This window comes from Cellulomonas wangsupingiae, from assembly GCF_024508275.1.
GTDB classification, from domain to species: domain Bacteria; phylum Actinomycetota; class Actinomycetes; order Actinomycetales; family Cellulomonadaceae; genus Cellulomonas; species Cellulomonas wangsupingiae.
In genome coordinates this window covers 2969813-2990929 of the sequence record NZ_CP101989.1, presented here as the reverse complement: position 1 = coordinate 2990929, position 21117 = coordinate 2969813, and the positions used below count along the sequence as shown (strand labels likewise).

The following is a 21117-nucleotide window of genomic DNA, read 5'->3' as shown; positions in this document are numbered from 1 at the left end:
CAGTGGGCAAGGCGAAGTTCGAGCGGACGAAGCCGCACGTCAACATCGGGACCATCGGTCACGTCGACCACGGCAAGACGACGCTGACCGCCGCGATCTCGAAGGTGCTGCACGACAAGTACCCGGACCTGAACCCCTTCACGCCGTTCGACGAGATCGACAAGGCACCGGAGGAGAAGCAGCGCGGTATCACCATCAACATCGCGCACGTCGAGTACCAGACCGAGAAGCGTCACTACGCGCACGTCGACGCGCCCGGTCACGCCGACTACATCAAGAACATGATCACGGGTGCGGCGCAGATGGACGGCGCCATCCTGGTGGTCGCCGCGACCGACGGTCCGATGGCCCAGACGCGTGAGCACGTGCTGCTCGCCCGCCAGGTCGGCGTGCCGTACCTGCTCGTGGCGCTCAACAAGTCGGACATGGTCGACGACGAGGAGATCCTCGAGCTCGTCGAGATGGAGGTCCGCGAGCTGCTGTCGTCGCAGGGCTTCGACGGCGACAACGCGCCGGTCGTGCGCGTCTCGGGTCTCAAGGCGCTCGAGGGCGACCCGACCTGGGTGAAGTCGGTCGAGGACTTGCTGGACGCGGTCGACGAGAACGTGCCGGACCCGGTGCGCGAGATCGACAAGCCGTTCCTCATGCCGATCGAGGACGTCTTCACGATCACCGGTCGTGGCACCGTCGTCACCGGTCGCGTGGAGCGCGGCAAGCTCAAGGTGAACGAGGAGGTGGAGATCGTCGGCATCAAGGAGAAGGCGATCAAGACCACCGTCACCGGTGTCGAGATGTTCCGCAAGCTGCTCGACTACGCCGAGGCCGGCGAGAACGTCGGTCTGCTCCTGCGCGGCACGAAGCGCGAGGAGGTCGAGCGCGGCCAGGTCGTCGTGAAGCCGGGCTCGATCACGCCGCACACCGAGTTCGAGGGCCAGGTCTACATCCTGGCCAAGGACGAGGGCGGCCGTCACAACCCGTTCTACGGGAACTACCGCCCGCAGTTCTACTTCCGCACCACCGACGTCACCGGCGTCATCACGCTGCCCGAGGGCACCGAGATGGTCATGCCCGGCGACAACACCGAGATCACGGTCACGCTGATCCAGCCGATCGCGATGGAGGAGGGCCTCGGCTTCGCCATCCGCGAGGGTGGCCGCACCGTCGGCTCGGGCCGGGTCACGAAGATCATCAAGTGATCCCCGCCCCTCGGGGCTGAACGACCGCGCAGGGCCCGGGAGCCTCGGCTCACGGGCCCTGCGTCGTCCCCGACACCTTGCCACGACGGTGCCGCGGTGACGACAGCCGGCGGTGCGGACCTCCTGGGAGGCCCGCCCCGCGGCCGTCGCCGGGCGGAGTTGGCCTTTCACCGTCATGTCTGGCAGACTGTCGGGGTTGCCCGCTGGGGTGTGCGTTCACGCGCGCCCATCGGCTGGGCGAACAGACGTGGCGAGCGCTCGGACCTCGGGGTCACCCGATGGGGGAGCGTTCGACAACCACGGCCCCTGTCCCGGGAACGGTACGCAGCGCGGAGGCGTGTCGCGAAGAGCGACACGCCCGAGTGCGGGGGTCGGACAGGACCGGTTTTTCGAGAGAGAGAAGTAGACGACGCCATGGCGGGACAGAAGATCCGCATCAGGCTCAAGTCCTACGACCACGAGGTCATCGACAGCTCGGCGCGCAAGATCGTCGACACGGTGACTCGCGCTGGTGCGTCGGTCGTGGGTCCGGTGCCGCTGCCGACGGAGAAGAACGTCTTCTGCGTCATCCGGTCGCCCCACAAGTACAAGGACAGCCGCGAGCACTTCGAGATGCGCACGCACAAGCGGCTCATCGACATCATCGATCCCACGCCGAAGGCCGTCGACTCGCTCATGCGTCTCGACCTGCCCGCGGACGTGAACATCGAGATCAAGCTCTGATCGCTGGGAAGGGACTGATCTTCATGGCTACCCAGCAGAACGCGCGCCCCGTCACGGCGCTGCTCGGCATCAAGCTCGGCATGACGCAGGTGTGGGACGAGGCAGGTCGCCTCGTGCCCGTCACCGTCGTCGCCGTGGGCACGAACGTCGTGACGCAGGTCCGCTCCGCTGAGAGCGACGGCTACGCCGCGGTCCAGCTGGCCTACGGCCAGATCGACCCGCGCAAGGTCACCAAGCCGCTCAAGGGCCACTTCGAGAAGGCGGGGGTCACCCCCCGCCGGCACGTGGCCGAGATTCGCACGTCCGACGCGTCCGAGCACACGCTCGGGCAGGAGATCACCGCCGACGCCTTCGAGGCCGGTCAGATCGTCGACGTCATCGGTACCACCAAGGGCAAGGGCACCGCCGGTGTGATGAAGCGTCACGGCTTCCACGGCGTCGGCGCCTCCCACGGTGCGCACCGCAACCACCGCAAGCCCGGCTCGATCGGTGGCGCATCGACGCCGTCGCGCGTGTTCAAGGGCATCAAGATGGCCGGTCGCATGGGCGTGGACCGCCAGACCACACAGAACCTGACCGTGCACGCGGTCGACGTCGAGAAGGGTCTGCTGCTCGTCAAGGGCGCGGTTCCCGGCCCCAAGGGCGGCGTCGTGGTCGTGCGTTCCGCTGCGAAGGGTGCGTGACCTCGATGAGCGACACGCTGACCGTCGACGTCCTCGACGAGTCGGGCAAGAAGGCCGGCACGGCCGACCTGCCCGGTGACGTCTTCGACGTCACGACGAACGTCCCGCTGATCCACCAGGTCGTCGTCGCCCAGCTCGCCGCCGCGCGGCAGGGCACGCACGACACCAAGAGCCGCGGCGAGGTCCGCGGTGGTGGCAGGAAGCCGTACAAGCAGAAGGGCACCGGCCGCGCCCGTCAGGGCTCGACCCGTGCGCCTCAGTTCGCCGGTGGTGGTGTCGTCCACGGCCCCACCCCGCGTGACTACTCGCAGCGGACCCCGAAGAAGATGAAGGCCGCGGCGCTCCGCGGTGCTCTCTCGGACCGCGCGCGTGCCGGTCGCGTCCACGTCGTCACGGGCTTCGCCCCGGGCGAGGTCCCGTCGACGAAGTCCGCTCTCGCGGTGCTCGACAACCTCTCCGGTCGCAAGAACGTCCTCGTGGTCGTCGAGCGTCAGGACGAGATCACCTGGAAGTCGCTGCGGAACGTCGAGCGGGTCCACCTGCTCGTCGCCGACCAGCTCAACACCTACGACGTCCTCATCTCGGACGACGTGGTCTTCACGCAGGGCGCGCTCGACGCGTTCCTCGCGGGCCCGGTCAAGGGCGCGAAGGCAGTCGCTTCCGAGTCCGAGGCCAACGAGGAGACGAAGTGACCGCCGCCGGCAAGGACCCGCGCGACATCCTGATCGCGCCGGTCGTCTCGGAGAAGAGCTACGGCCTGCTGGACGAGGGGAAGTACACCTTCCTCGTCGACCCGCGTGCCAACAAGACCGAGATCAAGATCGCCGTCGAGCAGGTCTTCGGCGTCAAGGTCGAGTCGGTCAACACCGCGAACCGTCAGGGCAAGGCCCGCCGGACCCGCTTCGGCATCGGCCGCCGCAAGAACACGAAGCGTGCGATCGTCACCCTCCGCGAGGGCTCGATCGACATCTTCGGCGGACCGGTCGGCTGACCGAGAGCGAAGAGGACTTACTTTCATGGGAATCCGTAAGTACAAGCCGACGACGCCTGGCCGCCGCGGCTCGAGCGTCGCCGACTTCGTCGAGATCACGCGCTCGCAGCCGGAGAAGTCGCTCGTCCGTCCGCTGCACAAGACGGGTGGACGCAACTCCACCGGTCGCGTCACGACGCGTCACCAGGGCGGCGGCCACAAGCGCGCCTACCGCGTGATCGACTTCCGTCGCCACGACAAGGACGGCGTGCCGGCCAAGGTCGCGCACATCGAGTACGACCCGAACCGCACCGCGCGCATCGCGCTGCTGCACTACGCGGACGGCGAGAAGCGGTACATCCTCGCCCCCAACAAGGTGTCGCAGGGTGACGTGCTCGAGGCCGGCGCGGGTGCCGACATCAAGCCCGGCAACAACCTGCCGCTGCGCAACATCCCGACCGGTACGGTCATCCACGCCATCGAGCTCAAGCCCGGTGGCGGCGCGAAGATCGCACGTTCGGCCGGTGCGTCGGTGCAGCTCGTCGCCAAGGACGGGCCGTACGCGCAGCTGCGCATGCCGTCCGGCGAGATCCGCAACGTCGACCTGCGCTGCCGCGCCACGGTCGGCGAGGTGGGCAACGCCGAGCAGTCGAACATCAACTGGGGCAAGGCCGGCCGCATGCGCTGGAAGGGCAAGCGCCCGACCGTCCGTGGTGTCGCCATGAACCCGATCGACCACCCGCACGGTGGTGGTGAGGGCAAGACCTCCGGTGGTCGCCACCCGGTGAGCCCCTGGGGTCAGGCCGAGGGCCGCACCCGTCGTCCGAACAAGCCGAGCGACAAGCTCATCGTGCGCCGTCGGCGCACCGGCAAGAAGCGCTGATAGGAGCCCGAGAGAATGCCTCGCAGCCTCAAGAAGGGCCCGTTCGTCGACGGCCACCTGCAGAAGAAGGTCGACGCGCAGAACGAGTCCGGCACGAAGAACGTCATCAAGACGTGGTCGCGTCGTTCGATGATCACGCCCGACTTCCTCGGCCACACCTTCGCGGTCCACGACGGCCGCAAGCACACCCCGGTGTTCGTGACGGAGTCGATGGTCGGGCACAAGCTCGGCGAGTTCGCCCCCACGCGGACGTTCCGCGGCCACGAGAAGGACGACCGGAAGGGCCGTCGCCGCTGACCCCCGGGTCAGCCTGGTGACGCCCTGACGGCAGAGACAAGAGAGCAGGACAGCGATGGAAGCCAAGGCGAAGGCGCGGTTCGTCCGCGTCACGCCCCAGAAGGCCCGCCGCGTCGTGGACCTCATCCGTGGCAAGCAGGCGGCCGAGGCCGTGGCGGTGCTGAAGTTCGCGCCGCAGGCCGCGGCAGAGCCCGTCCTCAAGACGGTGCAGTCCGCGGTCGCGAATGCGGTCGAGGGGGCCAAGCGCAACAGCGAGCGCCTCGACGAGGCAGACCTCTTCATTTCCGAGGTCTTCGTCGACGAGGGCCCGACGCTCAAGCGTTTCCGTCCGCGCGCGCAGGGTCGCGCCGGTCGGATCAACAAGCGCACGAGCCACATCACGGTCGTCGTCTCGCAGCGCGAGAAGGCGACGTCCACCAAGGGAGGGACCCGCTAGTGGGACAGAAGGTCAACCCGCTCGGGTACCGCCTCGGCATCACGACCGACCACCGGTCGCGGTGGTTCGCGGACTCGACGAAGCCGGGCCAGCGGTACCGCGACTACGTGCGCGAGGACGTGCAGATCCGCAAGCTCATGAGCACGGGTCTGGAGCGCGCCGGCATCGCCAAGGTCGAGATCGAGCGCACGCGTGACCGTGTGCGCGTCGACATCCACACCGCCCGCCCGGGCATCGTCATCGGGCGTCGTGGCGCGGAGGCCGACCGCATCCGCGGCGAGCTCGAGAAGCTCACGGGCAAGCAGGTGCAGCTGAACATCCTCGAGGTCAAGAACGCCGAGATCGAGGCTCAGCTCGTCGCCCAGGGCATCGCCGAGCAGCTGGCGAGCCGTGTCTCGTTCCGCCGTGCCATGCGCAAGGGCATCCAGTCGGCTCAGCGCGCCGGTGCCAAGGGCATCCGCGTGCAGGTCTCCGGCCGCCTCGGTGGCGCGGAGATGAGCCGTACGGAGTTCTACCGCGAGGGTCGTGTGCCGCTGCACACGCTGCGCGCGAACATCGACTACGGCTTCTTCGAGGCCCGCACGACCTTCGGCCGCATCGGCGTGAAGGTCTGGGTCTACAAGGGCGACATGACGGAGAAGGAGTGGGCGCGCGAGCAGGCCTCGCAGGCTCCCCGTCCTTCCCGCGGCGGCCCGCGTGGCGACCGTGGTGACCGTGGGGGTGACCGCGGCGGCGACCGTGGGCCTCGCGGTGGCGGTCGTCGTCCCGAGCGTCAGGACGCTCCCGCAGCACCGGCCGCCGAGCAGGCGCCCGCTGCGGAGGCGCCCACCGAGTCCGGAACGGAGGCCTGAGCCGTGCTGATCCCGCGCAGGCTGAAGCACCGCAAGCAGCACCACCCCGGGCGCTCCGGCGCCGCCACGGGTGGCACGACGATCTCGTTCGGTGAGTACGGCATCCAGGCTCTCGAGCCGGCCTACGTCACGAACCGGCAGATCGAGGCTGCGCGTATCGCCATGACCCGCCACATCAAGCGTGGGGGGAAGGTCTGGATCAACATCTACCCGGACCGTCCCCTGACGAAGAAGCCCGCCGAGACCCGCATGGGTTCCGGCAAGGGCTCGCCCGAGTGGTGGATCGCCAACGTCAAGCCGGGCCGAGTTCTCTTCGAGCTCGCCGGTGTCCCGGAGCCGCTCGCGCGTGAGGCCATGCGTCGCGCGCAGCACAAGCTCCCGATGAAGACACGTTTCATCGTGCGCGAGGGTGGTAACTGATGGCTATCGGAACCAAGGAGCTGGCTCCCACCGAGCTGGACACCTTCGACGACGAGAAGCTGGTCGCCGAGCTGAAGAAGGCCAAGGAGGAGCTGTTCAACCTCCGCTTCCAGTCCGCGACCGGTCAGCTCGAGAGCCACGGGCGTCTGAAGGCCGTCCGCCGCGACATCGCGCGCATCTACACGATCCTGCGCGAGCGTGAGCTCGGCATCCGTACCGCCCCGAGCGCGGAGTGAGGCAGCAATGACCACGAAGCACGAGCACACGACGGCCACGTCGGACCACCGCGCGTACCGTAAGACCCGTCGCGGCTACGTCGTGTCCGACAAGATGGACAAGACCGTCGTCGTCGAGGTCGAGGACCGCGTCAAGCACCCGCTGTACGGCAAGGTCATCCGCCGGACCAGCAAGGTCAAGGCTCACGACGAGCTGAACACCGCCGGCGTCGGCGACCTGGTCGAGATCATGGAGACCCGGCCGCTGTCGGCGACGAAGCGCTGGCGTCTCGTCGAGGTCCTCGAGAAGGCCAAGTAATCCTGCGTCGGCCGCGAGGCCACCGCAGCACAGCACCACGACAGTTGCCCACGACGCGGGCGGGTCTCCCGCCCGCGGCGTGTGCACCACGGCAACCATCCGGATGGCCAGGCTCGGCGCCATCGAGCGCACGAGAACCCGCCAGACGACAGGAGTAGCTAGATGATCCAGCAGGAGTCGCGACTGCGTGTCGCCGACAACACGGGTGCCAAGGAGATCCTCTGCATCCGTGTGCTCGGCGGCTCAGGCCGCCGCTACGCCGGTATCGGTGACGTCATCGTCGCCACCGTCAAGGACGCCATCCCCGGCGGCAACGTCAAGAAGGGCGACGTCGTCAAGGCGGTCATCGTGCGCACCCGCAAGGAGCGCCGGCGTCCCGACGGCTCGTACATCAAGTTCGACGAGAACGCCGCGGTGATCCTCAAGAACGACGGCGAGCCGCGCGGCACGCGCATCTTCGGCCCCGTGGGTCGCGAGCTGCGCGACAAGAAGTTCATGAAGATCATCTCGCTCGCTCCGGAGGTGATCTGACCATGGCCAAGATCAAGAAGGGCGACCTCGTCGTCGTCATCTCGGGCCGGGACAAGGGCCAGCAGGGGCGCGTCCTCGAGGTCCTCCCCGAGACCCAGCGCGTCGTCGTGGAGGGCGTCCAGCGTGTGCAGAAGCACACGAAGGCCGGCCAGACCGCGCGCGGTACCCGTACCGGTGGCATCGAGACGATCGAGGCCCCCATCCACATCAGCAACGTGATGCTCGTGGACCCGGAGACCAAGAAGGGCACCCGGGTCGGCTACCGCACCGAGCAGGTCGAGCGCGACGGACGCACGCGCAACGTGCGCGTCCGCGTCGCCAAGCGCTCCGGTAAGGACATCTGATGACCGAGACCACCATCGAGGCTCCGGCCTCCCCGCGCCTCAAGACGCGCTACAACGACGAGATCCGGTCGGCGCTCTTCGAGGAGTTCGGCCACGCGAACATCAACCAGGTCGCGCGACTCGTCAAGGTCGTCGTGAACATGGGTGTCGGCGAGGCCGCGAAGGACTCCAAGCTCATCGAGGGCGCGATCCGCGACCTGACCCAGATCACGGGCCAGAAGCCGCAGGTCACCAAGGCACGCAAGTCCATCGCGCAGTTCAAGCTGCGCGAGGGCATGCCGATCGGCGCGCACGTCACGCTGCGCGGCGACCGTGCCTGGGAGTTCCTCGACCGCCTGCTGTCCACCGCGCTGCCGCGCATCCGTGACTTCCGGGGGCTGTCGCCCCAGCAGTTCGACGGCCACGGGAACTACACGTTCGGCCTCGTGGAGCAGTCCGTGTTCCACGAGATCGACCAGGACAAGATCGACCGTGTCCGCGGTATGGACATCACGATCGTCACGACCGCGACGACGGACGAGGAGGGGCGCGCGCTCCTCAAGCGCCTCGGCTTCCCGTTCAAGGAGAACTGACATGGCGAAGACCGCTCTGATCAACAAGGCGGCCGCGAAGCCGAAGTTCGCGGTCCGCGGGTACACGCGCTGCCAGAGGTGCGGTCGCCCGCACTCGGTGTACCGCAAGTTCGGCCTGTGCCGGATCTGCGTGCGGGAGATGGCCCACCGTGGCGAGCTCCCCGGCGTGACCAAGAGCAGCTGGTAATCCAGCACCCAGTAGCACCCTCCTGACGTCGGTAGGTCCGCGGCCCCTCACGGGGCCGCGGATACCCCGGCGAGAAAGGGCTGACGCCCGATGACCATGACCGACCCGATCGCAGACTTCCTGACGCGTCTGCGCAACGCGAACTCGGCGCACCACGACACGGTGACGATCCCGTTCTCGAAGCTCAAGAGCCACGTCGCCGAGATCCTGCAGGCCGAGGGCTACATCTCCGGCTGGACCGTCGAGGACGCCCCCGTGGGCAAGAACCTCACGATCACGCTGAAGTACGGCCCCAACCGCGAGCGTGCGCTCGCCGGCGTCAAGCGCGTGTCCAAGCCGGGCCTGCGCGTGTACGCGAAGTCGACCAACCTGCCGAAGGTGCTCGGCGGCCTGGGCGTGGCGATCCTGTCCACGTCCTCCGGCCTCCTGACCGACAAGCAGGCCGCCAAGAAGGGCGTGGGTGGGGAAGTCCTCGCCTACGTCTGGTAAGTCCGAGACGGAGAGGAGAACAGCCATGTCTCGAATCGGCAGGATCCCCGTCCCGGTACCGGCCGGCGTCGATGTCAGCATCGACGACCGCCTCGTGACGGTCACGGGCCCCAAGGGCACGCTCAGCCACACGATCGCCGCGCCCCTCACGGTGGACCGCGACGACGCGGGCGCCCTCGTGGTGACGCGTCCCGACGACGAGCGCCTCTCGCGCTCGCTGCACGGCCTGACCCGCACGCTGCTGGCCAACCTGGTCACCGGCGTCACGGAGGGCTACACCAAGAAGCTCGAGATCGTCGGCACGGGTTACCGCGTCACGGCGAAGGGCGACAACCTCGAGTTCGCGCTCGGCTTCAGCCACCCCGTCGTCGTCGAGCCGCCGGCGGGCATCACGTTCGCCGTCGAGGCGCCGACCCGCTTCTCGGTGCAGGGCATCGACAAGCAGCAGGTGGGCGAGGTCGCCGCGAACATCCGCAAGATCCGCAAGCCTGAGCCGTACAAGGGCAAGGGCGTGCGGTACGCGGGCGAGAACGTGCGCCGCAAGGTCGGAAAGGCTGGGAAGTAACCCATGGCTATCGGCATCAAGGGCAAGGGCACGTCCATCGCCCGTCGTCGCCGCCACCTGCGCCTTCGCAAGAAGGTCGTCGGTACGGCCGCTCGTCCCCGCCTCGTCGTGACGCGCTCGGCGCGGCACATCACCGCCCAGGTCGTCGACGACGCCATCGGCAAGACCGTCGCGTCCGCGTCGACCCTCGAGGCCGACCTGCGCGCGAACGACGGCGACAAGACCGCCAAGGCGAAGAAGGTCGGCGAGCTCATCGCCGCCCGCGCCAAGGCCGTCGGCGTCGAGGCGGTCGTCTTCGACCGCGGTGGCAACAAGTACCACGGTCGCGTGGCTGCAGTTGCTGACGGCGCCCGCGAGGGTGGTCTGAACCTGTGACGACGAACTCCGCATCGAAGAAGAGGACTTTCTGATGGCTGCTCCTCAGCGCAGCAACACCGGTGCCGGTGGCACCGGCGGCGACCGCCGGGACGGCGGCCGTCGTGACGGCGGGCGGCGCGGTGACGCCGCCGAGAAGAGCGCGTTCGTCGAGCGCGTCGTGACGATCAACCGTGTCGCCAAGGTCGTCAAGGGCGGCCGCCGGTTCAGCTTCACCGCGCTCGTCGTGGTGGGCGACGGTGACGGCACGGTCGGTGTCGGCTACGGCAAGGCCAAGGAGGTGCCCGCGGCGATCGCCAAGGGCGTCGAGGAGGCGAAGAAGAACTTCTTCCGCGTCCCGCGCATCCAGGGCACCATCCCTCACCCCGTCCAGGGTGAGAAGGCCGCCGGTGTCGTGTTCCTGCGTCCCGCGTCGCCGGGTACCGGTGTGATCGCCGGTGGTCCGGTGCGTGCGGTGCTCGAGTGCGCCGGCATCCACGACGTGCTCAGCAAGTCGCTCGGGTCGTCCAACGCGATCAACATCGTGCACGCCACGGTCGAGGCCCTGCGCTCCCTCGAGGAGCCCGAGGCCGTGGCCGCCCGTCGTGGGCTGCCGCTCGACCACGTCGCGCCGCACTCGCTGCTGCGGGCGCAGGCCGAGGGCCGTGCCGCCGCGGTGGCCGCGAAGGCAGGTGCGTGATGGCGCGCCTGAAGGTGACCCAGACCCGTTCCGCCATCGGCGGGAAGCAGAACCAGCGCGACACGCTGCGCACCCTGGGCCTGAAGCGGATCGGCGACGTCGTCGTCAAGGAGGACCGTCCTGAGATCCGCGGCATGGTCAAGACGGTGACGCACCTCGTCGCGGTCGAGGAGGTCGAGTGACCATGGCCGACGACAAGAAGGCCGACGACAAGACGACGGAGACCACGGCCCCCAAGGCCAAGGCTCCGGCGAAGAAGGCCGCCGCCAAGGCGGAGACGGCTCCTGCTGCGGAGAAGAAGACGGCCACCAAGGCGTCCTCCGCGAAGGCGTCCTCCGCGAAGTCGGCGTCCGCCAAGGCGGAGTCCTCCGCCGCGGCGGACAAGGCCCCGGCGAAGGCCGACAAGGCCCCGGCGAAGAAGGCTCCGACGGCTGCCGCGAAGGCTGCCGCCGAGGCCGCTGCCCAGCCCGGCGGCGGCGGCACCCTCAAGGTGCACCACCTCCGTCCGGCTCCGGGCGCCAAGACCGCCAAGACCCGCGTGGGTCGTGGCGAGGCGTCCAAGGGCAAGACCGCCGGCCGCGGTACCAAGGGCACCAAGGCCCGGTACCAGGTGCCGGACCGCTTCGAGGGTGGGCAGATGCCGCTGCACATGCGGCTGCCCAAGCTCCGCGGCTTCAAGAACCCGTTCCGCGTCGAGTACCAGGTCGTCAACCTGGACAAGATCTCGGCGCTGTACCCCGACGGTGGCGACGTGACGGTCGCCGACCTGGTCGCCAAGGGTGCGGTCCGCAAGGGCCAGCCCGTCAAGGTGCTGGGTGACGGCGAGCTGACCGTCAAGGTCGCCGTGGACGTGGACAAGTGCTCCGCGTCCGCGAAGGACAAGATCGAGGCCGCCGGCGGGAGCGTCGCGCAGGGCTGAGGCCCTCCGCACGCGGCCGCACGGCCGGACCACGCACGCAGCGGGCGGTCCCGGGGAGACCCGGGGCCGCCCGCTTCGTCGTGCCCGCACGCACGCTACCCGGCCGCCGACGACGGCAGGCCCATGATGCCTGGGGCTGATCGACTTTCGGTGGCACGGGTGAAAGTTGCGGCCGGCCTGGGTGCTAGCACCCGGCGATGTGGCGCGATGGTCCGATCTCGTCCGGTTCGGGTGCTTCCCAGTCGTGGCGGACGTGTTGGACAGGTGTCCTACTAAGCCCAGCGGGATGTGGACGTCCGCGAGTCGGCGCTCGAGACGAGCGCCCCGGACGTCCGCCGCGGGCCGAGGGACGTATGCGAGAGAACACGACAGCAGGGCGCCGCGCGCGCCTGCGTCGGCGCACGACGAGGACGGCCGCGTCGATCGCGCTGGCCCTGGTCCTCGCGCCGGTGGTCGGCGTCGCCACGGCGCCCTCCGCTGCCGCTGTTCCCGTCACCATCGGCCCCGTCGAGGCCGATCTGAGGGGTCACCGCGGAACCGACGGCAACGGCACCCTCGTGCCGGCGACGGACAACGCGGCTGCCGGCTGCGTCAGGTACTCGCCGGCGCCCGGGACCCCGTCGAGGGCCGAGGTGCGCGTGGGGCACGGTCGGGAGCAGGTGGACTCCCGCATGCGCGTGTTCGTCTGGGGCGCCTGGAGCCACCACTCCACCCAGTGCCCGGACGTGCTCGGCACCGAGCGGAGCTGGGACGACGGCCGCCTCCTGCTGCCGACCGAGTACCGCACCGCGGGGCAGAGCACGCTCGGGTTCGCGCCCGCCACCGTCGCGTCGGTCCCGACCGGCACCTCGTTCCTCGTCGGCACCCTCCGGTACGCCAACAACCCCACCCAGTCCGTCGCGTCGCACTACGAGGGTGCCCTGGGGCTGCGCCTCGGCACGCGCGGCACCCTGGCGCCGACGTACGTGCTGCGCGACACGGCGGCAGGCGACGACACCCTGGCGTTCGGTGACCTCACGCGCACGTTCCCGGTGGTCCACGACGGCATCGAGCACAGGCTCACCGTGGAGGGCTTCACGGCCGCCGGGTCCGGCGCCGGCTGCGGTGCAGCACCGACCGGCACCCCCACGACGGGCGTGACCGCACCGCACGGTGCGGTCACCACCGCGTGCCTGTGGGCGCGGCTGGACCAGGTGCGGCCCCTGACGATCGTCCAGCAGGCCGCCGCGGTGGGTGACGCACCCGCGTCGGTACCGCCGGGCTTCTCCGTCACGGCGGAGCGCGGCGCCGCACCGGCGGCCAGGTACACGCTGTCGCCGACGGCCGTCACCGGCCCGGGGAGCACCGTGTCGACCGCCGCGGGCACGGTCCTCGCGCGACGCGAGCGCGTCGTGCTCACCGCGGACGCACCGGCGGCCTCGTGGGAGCTCTCCTCGATCACCTGCCGGGACGGGCGGGGCGCCGTGCTGGCGCCGGGCGCCACGGTCGGTCCCGGCGCGCGCAGCGTCGTGCTGGAGAACGTCCCGGAGGCCGCGACGGCCGCTGCCGCCCCGCTCGTCTGCACCTTCGTCAGCAGCTACGTGGCACCCACGACCCTCACCCTCGTCGGCGTGGCGGTGCCCGAGGGCGCGGCGCCGGGCGCGGGGGTACCGACCGCGGGCTGGGAGTTCACGGTCGACGCGCTGGGTGCGGCCCCGCTCGTCACCGGACCCGGCGGCTCCGCCGCGGCGACGGTCGCCGTGCCCGACGCGACGCGCGTCGTGCGCGTGACGGAGGCGGTGCCCGCCGGCTACGTCGTCGACACCGTGACCTGCCGCCGCGACGACGGCGGCGCGGCGGCCGTGACCGCCACCGGGAACCCGTACGACGTCAGGCTGGAGCGCGGACGCAGCCACACGTGCACCGTGGTGAACCTGCGGCCCGGTGTCGAGGTCGTCACGCAGACGTTCCTGGCCGACGACACGGCGTTCGCGTCGCCGATCCCCACCGGCGAGCGGCGGCCCGCCGGGACGCACATCGTCCGGCGGTACACGGTGCGCAACACCGGCCAGACCACCCTCGTCGACATCCGGCTGCGTGACGCCTACGCCGCCGTCACCGTCGGCGGGGCCACGACCACGGGCGACGCCGCCATCGCGTGCCCGGGACGCACCGACATCCCCGCCGGGACGTCCGTCACCATCCCGTCCCTGGCCCCCGGCCAGGAGATCGGCTGCCGGTCCAGGGGGGTGCTGTGACGACGCAGCCCCCTGACCGGCGACCAGACCGACCGACCTGATCCACCCCTCGAGGCGCCCTCCGGACGTCTCGGACACCGCCTCCGGGCAGACCTCTCCTCTCAGAAGGGCACGACCATGAACAAGAAGACCAAGGGCGTCCTCGCCGGTGTCGCCGGCATCGCGCTGCTCGCGGGCGGCACCACGTTCGCGACGTGGAGCGAGACCCTCACGCAGAACGGCGCCACCATCACCTCCGGAAAGCTCGACATCACGGGTGTCAGCACGCCGGTCTGGTACGACGTGACGGCCGGCCGGTCGGACGCCGCCGCGACCACCCCGGTGACGGGGCGTGCCGGGCACACGATCGACCTGGCGACGTGGCGCACCGTCCCGGGTGACAGCGCGGAGGCGACGTACTCGTTCGACGTGGCGCTCGAGGGCGACAACCTCGCCGCGCAGCTCGACGTCTCGAACCTCCGGGTCGTCGCCGCGAACGGTGGCACCGCGGCGTTCAAGATCTACGACGGCAACAGGAACGAGATCACGAGCAAGCTCGTCGGCGGCAAGCTGACGTTCGTGGGCCCCGACGCCGGCGCCGACCTGCGCGGCGCGGCCGGCAACGTGGCGGTCGACAAGACGACGGCCGCCGACGTGCACGTGGTCGTGACCGTCGACTTCGCCTCGGACAAGGCGGCGGACATGTCCGCGACCGTCTACCAGCTGGGCGAGGTGGGCGTGAGCCTCACGCAGGTCGCCGGCGCCTGACGGACCACCCGGGCGGCGGCGCCTCCGCGGCGCGCCGCCCGGGTCCCCACCCGACCGACCTACCACCCCGCACCGACAGGAGGACGCCATGAACCGGCCCCGCACCGCGCGCCGCCGCGTCCTGCCGACCGTCCTGTCGGTGCTCAGCACGGCCGCGGTCGTCGTGGTGCTCACACTGGCCGTCGCGCTGGCGCTGGTCCCGCGGCTACTCGACGGCGTCGCGCTCACCGTCCTCACCGGGTCGATGGTGCCGACCTACGAGCCCGGTGACGTCGTCGTCGTCCGCGGCGTGAAGGACGTGCCGGCCGAGATCGAGGTGGGCGACGTCGTGTCGTTCCAGCCCTTCCCGGAGGACCCCACGCTCGTCACGCACCGCGTGGTCGCCGTCCGCTCGACGTCCGACGGCCCGCGCTGGGTGACGCGCGGTGACGCCAACGACACCGACGACGAGCCCCTGCGCCCGGAGCAGATCAAGGCCGAGGTCGTCTACCACGTGCCCGACGTCGGGCACGTCATGGTGGCCGTCGGCGCCCACCGCTCCACGGTCGTCATGGCGGGCGCCGCCGTCCTGCTGGTGTACGGCGCGTGGATGGTGCTCAGCCCCGACCGGGGGCGTCGTCAGGCGCGCGCGGACGGTGCCGCAGCCACGGACGGGACCGCGTCCGACGAGGACCGGCGCGCCGCGGACGTCGACGCATGAGCCGGCGCCGCCTCGCCGCCCTGGCGGTGGCCGCCGTGCTCACGGCGTCCCTCATGAGCAGCACCACCTACGCCCTGTGGTCGACCGACGCCGAGGCGTCGATCGGCGTCCTGCGCTCCGGGGACCTCGATCTCGAGCTGGTCGGTGACGTCCGGTGGGCCGAGACCTCCCCGGGCCACGTCGGCCACGCCGTCGCGTCGGGAGCGGACGGGACCGCCGGCCACCTCGCGGTCCCGGGCGACTCCTTCACGGTCACGCAACGCTTCCGGACGACCCTGGAGGGCGACAACCTGCGCGCGCGTCTCACGGTCTCCTGGCTGCCGGCCGGGCCCGTCCCGGCGGGCGTCGAGGGCACGTACGTCGTGACGCCGCCGTCGGGCGTCCCCAGCGCCCCGGCCCCGCTCGGCACGCCGTTGACGCTGCCGTCGGGCGCCGGGGCGAGCCTGCCCCTCGGCACGGGGGAGTGGACGCTGGTGGCGACCCTCGTGTGGAACGGCGCCGACCGGGTGGTGGCACCGTCCACCCTGGCCGGGCAGCCCGCGACCCGGGTCGGCGGGACGATCCAGGTCGACCTGCGGCAGGTGCGGGACGACGGGCTCGCGCCGTGAGCGGCCTGCGCGACCGGGTCGTCAGCCTGCCCACGGCCGGGGTGCTGGCCCTCACCGTCGCGCTCGCCGCGCTCGTGGGGGTCGTCGGCGGCGGGACGCTCGCGCTGTGGCGCGACGTCGAGACCGTCACGGCCGGCATGCCCGCCGGGGTCGTCGTGTTCGGGGTCGGGCCCCCCGGCGAGCCCGGGACGCTCACGGACTACGCGACGGGCCCCGGTGACACCGTGGACCTGACGTTCGGTCCCGCCGCCGCCGCGACGCTCCTCGCGACCGGGTCGATCGCCGTCCCCGTGCAGGTCGACGCGCTCGCGCAGGGGCACCGGGGCCTGCGGTACACCGTGACGCGGCACATCGCGGGCGGCATCCTCGGGGAGTCGGACGTGCGGCTCGTCAAGGTGGCCGGGCCCGCCGCCTGCACGACCACGGTGGCCGGTCCCGACGCCGGCGCGTCGACGCCCGTCCCGGCCGACTACAGCGACACCCGACGGCTGACCAGCGAGTACTGGTGCCTCGTGGCGACCTTCGACCCCGTGCAGGGCACGTACGACAGCACGGCGTCCGTCGACGCCGGCGTCGCCACCTCCGGCGGGGCCACGCCGCAGCGCGTGACCGACGAGGACCGGTGGAGCGCGTCGGTGGGCAGGGCCCTCGTGCCGGCGGACGAGCCGACGCACCGCCTGACGTTCACGTTCACCACGTTCCGGCCCGGCCGGTGACGCGGGCGGCCCCCGCCTCCCGGGCCCTCGTGGCCGGTGTCCTCCTGGCGCTCGTGGTGCCGGCCGGCGCAGCGGCGGCGTCCGGCGACGAGCTCGTGACCACGTGGGACGGGCCGTCCGTCGACCTCGCGTGGGACGGGCCGCCGGCCACGGCCAGCTCCGCGACGTTCTCGGGTGCGCCGGTCGTGGTGCCGGGCGGCGTCCAGGGCAGGACGATCACCGTGACCAACGCCGGCCCGACCGACGCGGTGCTGCGCGGCTGGGTGCAGGACGTGCAGCTCCTCGACCCCGACGCCCCCGAGGCCGACCTCCCCGACGGTCCGCCGGAGGTGGACTTCTACGCCGACCTCACGCTCACGTGGCGCACCGCGTCGGGGGACGGGCACTCGTCGTTCCGTCGGCTCGCGACGGCGGGTGCCACGCCCGTGGTCGACGTGCTGCTCGCGCGCGGGGCGAGCACCGAGGTCACCGTGGTGACCGCGCTCGCCACGGACGCGACGTCGGGCAACCGTGCGAACGTCGCGCCGCGGGAGGCCACGTACGAGGTCGTGCTGCGGCTGGACGGGAGCACGTGGGCCAGGGCCGCGGCCACGTCGCCCTCCGGGCCCGCGGGGACCGACGTCGACGCCGTGACGCCGCAGGCCGACACCATCGTGACGATCGCGGAGGTCCAGGCGGCAGGAGGGGCCGGTGCGGGGCCGCTCGCCCACACCGTCCTGCACGGTCTGCGGGCCGCGCTGGTCGCGGTGGTCGCGATCGGGACCGGCTCGATGCTGCTGGGTGGGGCCCGGCGTCGTCGCGACGCCCGGCGCGAGGCCGGCCGGCTGCCGGTGGCGCCGTCCGTCGACGGCGCGAACGGCGCCGGACCGGGGGCGCCGGGGCCGGCCGGACGACCCCGGGAGCCGCACGGGTGCGGCGCTCCGCCGTCTGCGGGGTAGTCTCTACCGGCGGTCCGTCCCGCTCTTCGACGGCGACGGGGTCTGAGGACGGCCCACACAGCAGGAGGACGACAGGTGCTCAGTGCATTCGTTCGGGCGTTCAGGACGCCCGACCTGCGGCGCAAGCTGCTCTTCACCATCGGCATGATGGTGGTGTTCCGCATCGGGTCGTTCCTGCCGACCCCTGGTGTCAGCTACCCGAACGTGCAGGCCTGCATCGAGCAGACCGCCGACAACGACCTGCTCGGCCTGGTCAACCTGTTCAGCGGCGGCGCGCTGCTGCAGCTGTCGGTGTTCTCGCTCGGGATCATGCCGTACATCACGGCCAGCATCATCGTCCAGCTCCTGCGCGTGGTGATCCCCAAGTTCGAGGAGCTCCACAAGGAGGGCCAGTCCGGCACCGCGAAGCTCACGCAGTACACGCGGTACCTGACCATCGGCCTGGCGATCCTGCAGTCGACGACGATCATCACGTTCGCGCGCTCCGGCAACCTGTTCCAGGGCTGCAGCCTCGAGGTCATCCCCGACGACACGCCGATCACGCTGCTCATCATGGTCATCACGATGACCGCGGGCACCGGCCTGATCATGTGGCTCGGCGAGCTCATCACCGAGCGCGGCGTCGGCAACGGCATGTCGCTGCTCATCTTCACGTCGATCGCCGCGTCGTTCCCCGGCGCCATGTGGTCGATCGCCGGCGGCGCCGGCGGTGCCGGCAAGTTCATCGCCGTCCTGGCGGTCGTCGTCCTGGTCATCGGGCTCGTCGTCTTCGTCGAGCAGTCGCAGCGCCGCATCCCGGTCCAGTACGCCAAGCGCATGGTGGGCCGCCGCATGTACGGCGGGTCGAGCACCTACATCCCGATCAAGATCAACATGGCCGGCGTCATCCCGGTCATCTTCGCCTCCTCGCTGCTGGCCGTGCCGACGCTCATCGCCCAGTTCGGCGACGCGACCGCGGGCTGGGTGCAGTGGATCAGCGTGAACCTCGCGGACCCGGGTGCGCCGCTGCACATCGGGATCTACCTGCTGCTGATCATCTTCTTCTGCTACTTCTACACGGCGATCACGTTCAACCCGGACGAGGTCGCGGACAACATGAAGAAGTACGGCGGGTTCATCCCCGGCATCCGTGCGGGCCGTCCCACGGCCGAGTACCTGGACTTCGTCATCACGCGGATCACCGCGCCGGGCTCGATCTACCTGGCCCTGGTCGCGCTGATCCCGACGATCGCGTTCATCGTCCTCGGCGTGGGCACCAACATCCCGTTCGGCGGGGCGTCGATCCTCATCGTCGTGGGCGTCGGCCTCGAGACCGTCAAGCAGATCGAGTCCCAGCTTCAGCAGCGGCACTACGAAGGGTTCTTGCGTTGAGCGCACGTCTGGTCCTGCTCGGCCCCCCCGGAGCGGGGAAGGGTACGCAGGCCGTCCGTCTGGCGGATCGGCTGGGTGTCCCGGCCATCTCGACGGGCGACATCTTCCGGTCCAACATCAAGAACGGCACCGAGCTCGGACGCCGGGTGCAGGACATCACCGCGTCGGGGTCGCTCGTCCCGGACGAGCTGACCAACGAGCTCGTCCGTGACCGCCTGGCCCAGGCGGACGCGGTCGACGGGTTCCTGCTCGACGGGTACCCGCGCAACGTGGCCCAGGTCGCGGCGCTGGACGAGATCCTCGCGGCCGCCGGGCACGCGCTCGACATCGCGCTCGAGCTGACGGTCGACGCGCAGGTGGTCGTCGAGCGGCTCACGCGTCGCGCTCAGATCGAGGGGCGCGCGGACGACACCGAGGACGTCGTCCGGCACCGGCTCGACGTCTACGCCGAGCAGACGGCCCCCATCTCGCAGGTCTACGCAGCCCGTGGCCTGCTCGTCCAGGTCGACGGCCTGGGCGCGGTCGACGACGTGACGGCCCGGCTCCTCGCGGCGCTGAGCCCCGTCCTGTCCTGACGGGGCGACGGTGTTCGGTCGCGAGCGCATCGAGTACAAGACACCCGAGCAGGTCGCCGTCATGCGGCGCGCCGGGCTGGTGGTCGCCGACGCGCTGGACGCGGTGCGGGCGGTGCTCGCGCCGGGCGTGACGACGGCCGAGCTCGACGCGGTGGCCGAGGAGGTCATCGCGTCGGCGGGGGCCACGCCCTCGTTCCTCGGGTACCACGGCTACCCCGCGTCGCTGTGCGTGTCGGTGAACGACGAGATCGTCCACGGCATCCCCGGCTCGCGCGTGCTGCAGCCCGGTGACGTCGTGTCGGTCGACTGCGGCGCCGTCGTCGACGGCTGGCACGGCGACTCGGCCTTCACGGCCGTGCTCGACCCCGCCGACCCGGCGGACGTCGCGCTCGCCGCCACGACGGAGAACGCCCTGTGGGCCGGCATCGCCGCGCTCGCGACGGGGGAGCGCCTCGGTGCGGTGGGCGAGGCCGTCGAGGACGTCGTCGAGGCCGCGGCCGCCCGGACCGGCACGGCGCCGCTGGGCATCGTCGAGGACTACGTCGGCCACGGCATCGGCACGGCCATGCACCAGCCGCCGGACGTCCCGAACTTCCGCACCCGTGACCGCGGCACCCGGCTGCGCCCGGGGCTCTGCGTCGCGGTCGAGCCCATGCTCGTGCGGGGCTCGCAGGTCAACCACGTGCTCGCCGACGACTGGACCGTCGTCACCGACGACGGGTCGCGGGCGGCGCACTGGGAGCACACGGTCGCCCTCCTGGACGGCGGGATCGTCGTGCTGACGGCACGGGACGGCGGCGCCGAGCGGCTGCGGGCACTGGGTGTGGAGATCGCGTCGATCTGACCGGTGCGCCGGTCCTGTGCGGCTCCGGGTACCGACCGCCCGTCCGGATGCCGTATGATTTCCCGTTGGTTGTGTGCGCCGTTGGTTCGGCGACCAGTCACCCCATGATCCTCCGCGGGACCAGGCATGGTCCGGCGGTGTCCGGCACGTGTGCCGGGCTGCGGCGCGGGGTGGGACGACCACCGGCAGGACAAGTCGAGCACGACAGTTAGCGGAGGACATGGCCAAGAAGGACGGCGTCATCGAGATCGAGGGCAGCGTGGTCGAAGCGCTGCCCAACGCGATGTTCCGCGTGGAGCTCGCGAACGGCCACAAGGTGCTTGCCCACATCTCGGGCAAGATGCGCCAGCACTACATCCGGATCCTCCCCGAGGACCGGGTGGTCGTGGAGCTCAGCCCGTACGACCTGTCCCGCGGGCGCATCGTCTACCGCTACAAGTAACCACCACCATCGAGACGCCGTCGGTCGGGCCCCAGGGTCCGGTGTGCGGCGGCGGAGGAACGAACGCGATGAAGGTCAAGCCGAGCGTCAAGAAGATCTGCGACAAGTGCAAGGTGATCCGCCGGCACGGTCGCGTCCAGGTGATCTGCGAGAACCTGCGCCACAAGCAGCGCCAGGGCTGAGCAGCCACCACCACCGGTCCACCAGGACCAGCAAGCGCACCGCCGCTCCGTGACGAGGGCCCTCGGGCCCGCCGGCACGGTGAACCCCCAGCTCGGAGGCTGG

Annotated in this window: 33 protein-coding genes; all 33 read left to right on the top strand. The window is 70.9% G+C overall.

From position 1 onward, the window contains the following. Window positions 1-2: 2 nt before the first annotated feature. The 33 genes from tuf (at window position 3) to rpmJ (ending at window position 21014) form a co-directional block, all read left to right on the top strand. A complete protein-coding gene (tuf, locus tag NP075_RS13845) occupies window positions 3-1196 on the top strand; it encodes an elongation factor Tu (protein ID WP_227565746.1) in 1194 nt (397 codons plus the stop codon). Window positions 1197-1610: 414 nt separating this feature from the next. Next, window positions 1611-1919 carry a 30S ribosomal protein S10 gene (gene rpsJ, locus NP075_RS13840; protein ID WP_013117879.1) on the top strand — a complete coding sequence of 103 codons (309 nt, stop codon included), beginning with the start codon at window positions 1611-1613 and terminating at the stop codon, window positions 1917-1919. A 23-nt stretch (window positions 1920-1942) separates the two neighbouring features. Then, window positions 1943-2602 (top strand): 50S ribosomal protein L3, encoded by a 660-nt coding sequence (gene rplC, locus NP075_RS13835; RefSeq protein ID WP_227565745.1) that lies wholly within the window; start codon window positions 1943-1945, stop codon window positions 2600-2602. Window positions 2603-2607: 5 nt separating this feature from the next. Then, the gene (gene rplD, locus NP075_RS13830; protein WP_227565744.1) at window positions 2608-3294 is read left to right on the top strand and encodes a 50S ribosomal protein L4; all 687 of its coding nucleotides are present in this window, start codon (window positions 2608-2610) and stop codon (window positions 3292-3294) included. After that, window positions 3291-3593, top strand: a complete 303-nt coding sequence (gene rplW / locus NP075_RS13825; protein WP_089798428.1) for a 50S ribosomal protein L23 — start codon at window positions 3291-3293, stop codon at window positions 3591-3593. The genes rplD and rplW overlap by 4 nt, the downstream gene beginning before the upstream one ends. Before the next feature lie 25 nt (window positions 3594-3618). Beyond that, the gene (gene rplB, locus NP075_RS13820) at window positions 3619-4455 is read left to right on the top strand and encodes a 50S ribosomal protein L2 (protein WP_227565743.1); all 837 of its coding nucleotides are present in this window, start codon (window positions 3619-3621) and stop codon (window positions 4453-4455) included. A gap of 15 nt (window positions 4456-4470) precedes the next feature. Further along, window positions 4471-4752: a 30S ribosomal protein S19 gene (gene rpsS, locus NP075_RS13815; protein WP_207339054.1), complete on the top strand. Its 282-nt coding sequence runs from the start codon at window positions 4471-4473 to the stop codon at window positions 4750-4752. Window positions 4753-4807: 55 nt separating this feature from the next. Beyond that, window positions 4808-5188, top strand: coding sequence for a 50S ribosomal protein L22 (gene rplV, locus NP075_RS13810; protein ID WP_089798430.1), 381 nt, complete (start codon window positions 4808-4810; stop codon window positions 5186-5188). Then, entirely contained in the window at window positions 5188-6039 is an 852-nt protein-coding gene (gene rpsC / locus NP075_RS13805) for a 30S ribosomal protein S3 (RefSeq protein WP_227565742.1), read from the top strand. The genes rplV and rpsC overlap by 1 nt, the downstream gene beginning before the upstream one ends. A 3-nt stretch (window positions 6040-6042) precedes the next feature. Next, a complete protein-coding gene (gene rplP, locus NP075_RS13800; RefSeq protein WP_191782354.1) occupies window positions 6043-6459 on the top strand; it encodes a 50S ribosomal protein L16 in 417 nt (138 codons plus the stop codon). Then, window positions 6459-6695 carry a 50S ribosomal protein L29 gene (gene rpmC, locus NP075_RS13795; RefSeq protein ID WP_225214955.1) on the top strand — a complete coding sequence of 79 codons (237 nt, stop codon included), beginning with the start codon at window positions 6459-6461 and terminating at the stop codon, window positions 6693-6695. Before rplP ends, rpmC begins: the two co-directional genes overlap by 1 nt. A 7-nt stretch (window positions 6696-6702) precedes the next feature. Next, window positions 6703-6993, top strand: a complete 291-nt coding sequence (gene rpsQ / locus NP075_RS13790) for a 30S ribosomal protein S17 (protein ID WP_227565741.1) — start codon at window positions 6703-6705, stop codon at window positions 6991-6993. 162 nt (window positions 6994-7155) lie between these two features. Then, window positions 7156-7524, top strand: coding sequence for a 50S ribosomal protein L14 (rplN, locus tag NP075_RS13785; RefSeq protein ID WP_013117868.1), 369 nt, complete (start codon window positions 7156-7158; stop codon window positions 7522-7524). 2 nt (window positions 7525-7526) lie between these two features. After that, complete coding sequence (gene rplX, locus NP075_RS13780; RefSeq protein ID WP_227565740.1) at window positions 7527-7868, top strand: 50S ribosomal protein L24; 342 nt, start codon at window positions 7527-7529, stop codon at window positions 7866-7868. After that, entirely contained in the window at window positions 7868-8440 is a 573-nt protein-coding gene (rplE, locus tag NP075_RS13775) for a 50S ribosomal protein L5 (RefSeq protein WP_227565739.1), read from the top strand. The genes rplX and rplE overlap by 1 nt, the downstream gene beginning before the upstream one ends. Before the next feature lies 1 nt (window position 8441). Continuing rightward, a complete protein-coding gene (locus NP075_RS13770; RefSeq protein WP_013882869.1) occupies window positions 8442-8627 on the top strand; it encodes a type Z 30S ribosomal protein S14 in 186 nt (61 codons plus the stop codon). Window positions 8628-8717: 90 nt separating this feature from the next. Then, the gene (gene rpsH, locus NP075_RS13765) at window positions 8718-9116 is read left to right on the top strand and encodes a 30S ribosomal protein S8 (protein WP_191782362.1); all 399 of its coding nucleotides are present in this window, start codon (window positions 8718-8720) and stop codon (window positions 9114-9116) included. Between the two features lie 25 nt (window positions 9117-9141). Then, window positions 9142-9681 carry a 50S ribosomal protein L6 gene (rplF, locus tag NP075_RS13760; protein ID WP_227565738.1) on the top strand — a complete coding sequence of 180 codons (540 nt, stop codon included), beginning with the start codon at window positions 9142-9144 and terminating at the stop codon, window positions 9679-9681. 3 nt (window positions 9682-9684) lie between these two features. After that, window positions 9685-10056 (top strand): 50S ribosomal protein L18, encoded by a 372-nt coding sequence (rplR, locus tag NP075_RS13755; RefSeq protein ID WP_089798437.1) that lies wholly within the window; start codon window positions 9685-9687, stop codon window positions 10054-10056. Between the two features lie 34 nt (window positions 10057-10090). After that, a complete protein-coding gene (gene rpsE / locus NP075_RS13750; protein ID WP_089798438.1) occupies window positions 10091-10735 on the top strand; it encodes a 30S ribosomal protein S5 in 645 nt (214 codons plus the stop codon). Then, window positions 10735-10917: a 50S ribosomal protein L30 gene (gene rpmD, locus NP075_RS13745; RefSeq protein ID WP_013117860.1), complete on the top strand. Its 183-nt coding sequence runs from the start codon at window positions 10735-10737 to the stop codon at window positions 10915-10917. The genes rpsE and rpmD overlap by 1 nt, the downstream gene beginning before the upstream one ends. A gap of 2 nt (window positions 10918-10919) precedes the next feature. Then, a complete protein-coding gene (gene rplO / locus NP075_RS13740; protein WP_227565760.1) occupies window positions 10920-11654 on the top strand; it encodes a 50S ribosomal protein L15 in 735 nt (244 codons plus the stop codon). A gap of 353 nt (window positions 11655-12007) precedes the next feature. Further along, on the top strand, window positions 12008-13891 hold the full coding sequence (locus tag NP075_RS13735) for a prealbumin-like fold domain-containing protein (protein WP_227565737.1): 1884 nt from the start codon (window positions 12008-12010) through the stop codon (window positions 13889-13891). Between the two features lie 117 nt (window positions 13892-14008). Continuing rightward, a complete protein-coding gene (locus NP075_RS13730) occupies window positions 14009-14638 on the top strand; it encodes an alternate-type signal peptide domain-containing protein (RefSeq protein ID WP_227565736.1) in 630 nt (209 codons plus the stop codon). Window positions 14639-14726: 88 nt separating this feature from the next. After that, entirely contained in the window at window positions 14727-15338 is a 612-nt protein-coding gene (locus tag NP075_RS13725; protein ID WP_227565735.1) for a signal peptidase I, read from the top strand. Then, entirely contained in the window at window positions 15335-15946 is a 612-nt protein-coding gene (locus NP075_RS13720; protein WP_227565734.1) for a hypothetical protein, read from the top strand. The genes NP075_RS13725 and NP075_RS13720 overlap by 4 nt, the downstream gene beginning before the upstream one ends. Continuing rightward, complete coding sequence (locus NP075_RS13715; protein ID WP_227565733.1) at window positions 15943-16662, top strand: SipW-dependent-type signal peptide-containing protein; 720 nt, start codon at window positions 15943-15945, stop codon at window positions 16660-16662. The genes NP075_RS13720 and NP075_RS13715 overlap by 4 nt, the downstream gene beginning before the upstream one ends. 29 nt (window positions 16663-16691) lie before the next feature. Further along, window positions 16692-17600 carry a hypothetical protein gene (locus NP075_RS13710; RefSeq protein WP_227565732.1) on the top strand — a complete coding sequence of 303 codons (909 nt, stop codon included), beginning with the start codon at window positions 16692-16694 and terminating at the stop codon, window positions 17598-17600. Between the two features lie 75 nt (window positions 17601-17675). After that, on the top strand, window positions 17676-18971 hold the full coding sequence (gene secY, locus NP075_RS13705; protein WP_227565731.1) for a preprotein translocase subunit SecY: 1296 nt from the start codon (window positions 17676-17678) through the stop codon (window positions 18969-18971). After that, window positions 18968-19546, top strand: coding sequence for an adenylate kinase (locus tag NP075_RS13700; RefSeq protein WP_227565730.1), 579 nt, complete (start codon window positions 18968-18970; stop codon window positions 19544-19546). The genes secY and NP075_RS13700 overlap by 4 nt, the downstream gene beginning before the upstream one ends. A 10-nt stretch (window positions 19547-19556) precedes the next feature. Then, a complete protein-coding gene (map, locus tag NP075_RS13695; protein WP_227565729.1) occupies window positions 19557-20390 on the top strand; it encodes a type I methionyl aminopeptidase in 834 nt (277 codons plus the stop codon). A 220-nt stretch (window positions 20391-20610) separates the two neighbouring features. After that, the gene (gene infA, locus NP075_RS13690) at window positions 20611-20832 is read left to right on the top strand and encodes a translation initiation factor IF-1 (protein WP_012867920.1); all 222 of its coding nucleotides are present in this window, start codon (window positions 20611-20613) and stop codon (window positions 20830-20832) included. Between the two features lie 68 nt (window positions 20833-20900). Further along, window positions 20901-21014 (top strand): 50S ribosomal protein L36, encoded by a 114-nt coding sequence (gene rpmJ / locus NP075_RS13685; RefSeq protein WP_013117849.1) that lies wholly within the window; start codon window positions 20901-20903, stop codon window positions 21012-21014. Window positions 21015-21117: the final 103 nt, after the last annotated feature.